This window comes from Streptomyces sp. MZ04 (assembly GCF_004684775.1).
Taxonomy (GTDB): domain Bacteria; phylum Actinomycetota; class Actinomycetes; order Streptomycetales; family Streptomycetaceae; genus Streptomyces.
Genome location: NZ_SRIC01000564.1, coordinates 1 through 1,501 on the forward strand (window position 1 = coordinate 1; position 1,501 = coordinate 1,501).

Genomic DNA, 1,501 nt, shown 5'->3' on the forward strand with positions numbered 1-1,501 from the left:
ACGCCTCACGCCACAGGCCTTGGCCCCCGGCCGGTGTCAGTGGCGGCTGACACACCCGGCAGTGTGATCGAAAGGTGGGCCATCGCAGCCACCGGGACCGGCGGCGGCTGCCGAGCGGGGCTCGCCGAGGCGGCCTTCGTGACCGAGCAGGAGCTGCTCGGCGTCCTCGACGTCGTAGCAACGGTCGGCCCGGGTGCCTGCGGCCAGCAGGCGGGGGTAGATCTCGGCGGTGGAGCGCCAGACCCAGCGGGTCACGTGGGGGCGGTCGCGGACGGCCCCGGCGAGGTCCGGCTCCTCCTGGACGGGGCCCGCGGGCAGGCCGTCGTCCCCGAGAGGGGCGAGGATGGCGCCGCCGGTCCCGGTGGCTGCGATGGCCCACCTTTCGATCACACTGCCGAGTGTGTCAGCCGCCACTGACACCGGCCGGGGGCCAAGGCCTGTGGCGTGCGGCGTGCGGCGTGTGGCGTGCGGCGTGTGCATGTGTGCACGTGTGGCGTGCAGCGTTCGGCGTTCGGCGTTCGGCGTGCGGGGCGCCACGGCCGGGCGTCCCCGACATGCGGGGGGCGCCGGGCGCTGCGAGGCTCGGAGCCATGAGAGTGGCCCTTGCGCAGACCGACTGTGTCCTCGGCGAGGTGGACGAGAACCTCGCGGTGGCGCGGGACCAGATCGGCGAGGCGGCGGCGCAGGGCGCGGATCTCGTCGTCTTCCCCGAGCTGAGCCTGCACGGCTACCACTTGGGCGGACTGCACCGCGACACGTCCCTGGACGCGAAGGACCCCCGCCTCCTGGAACTGTCGACGCTCGGCCCCGATGCCATGGTCGGCATCCACGAACACACGAGCCTGCGGGCGTACAACACGTCGGCGTACTACGCGAGCGGCCAACTCCTCCACGCGCACCGGAAGTTGTACCTCCCCAACTACCTGGCGTGGGAGGAGCGCAAGCACGTCAGCCCCGGCCAGCACCTACGTGCGTACGACCTGCCGGGCGGGCACGGCCGCGCGGCGACCCTGGTCTGCAACGACGCATGGCAGCCGGTGCTGCCGTGGCTCGCGGTGCAGGACGGGGCGGAGGTCATCATCGTCCCCACGAACAGCGCGGCCAGCCTCGATCCCGAGGCGATGGACACGGGCCTGTACTGGGACACGCTGCTCTCCTATACGGCCCGGATGCTGCAGTGCTGGGTGGTCTTCGTGAACCGCGTCGGGAACGAGAACGGGGCGTCGTTCTGGGGTGGTTCGCGGGTGGTGGACCCGCGGGGCTCGGTGGTCGCGCAGGCGCCGAAGTGGGAGCCGGCGCTGGTGACGGTCGACATCGACGTCCACGAGTCCCGCCGCCACCGGAGGGCGGTGCCGCTGGTGGCGGAGGCGCGGCTGGGTCTGGTGGACCGGGAGGTGCGGCGCTTGATCGATGAGGGGGGTGACAGCTGAGGTTCCTGGCGTGGGCGCCTTCGACCGGGGGCGGGCCCCCGGCAGCCTCGGCTCACCGAACAAGCATTTCC

General features: G+C 72.6%; 1 protein-coding gene and 1 pseudogene. One reads left to right on the plus strand and one right to left on the minus strand.

Annotation, left to right across the window (positions count from 1 at the left end; all coding sequences use genetic code 11):
* Positions 1–99: 99 nt before the first annotated feature.
* A pseudogene (locus tag E2651_RS43140) lies at positions 100–390 on the minus strand (bifunctional 3'-5' exonuclease/DNA polymerase); the annotation flags it as partial.
* 200 nt (positions 391–590) lie between these two features.
* On the opposite strand from E2651_RS43140, the gene E2651_RS43150 reads away from it, so the two are divergent.
* Positions 591–1,430 (plus strand): nitrilase-related carbon-nitrogen hydrolase, encoded by an 840-nt coding sequence (locus E2651_RS43150; protein WP_135336720.1) that lies wholly within the window; start codon positions 591–593, stop codon positions 1,428–1,430.
* Positions 1,431–1,501: the final 71 nt, after the last annotated feature.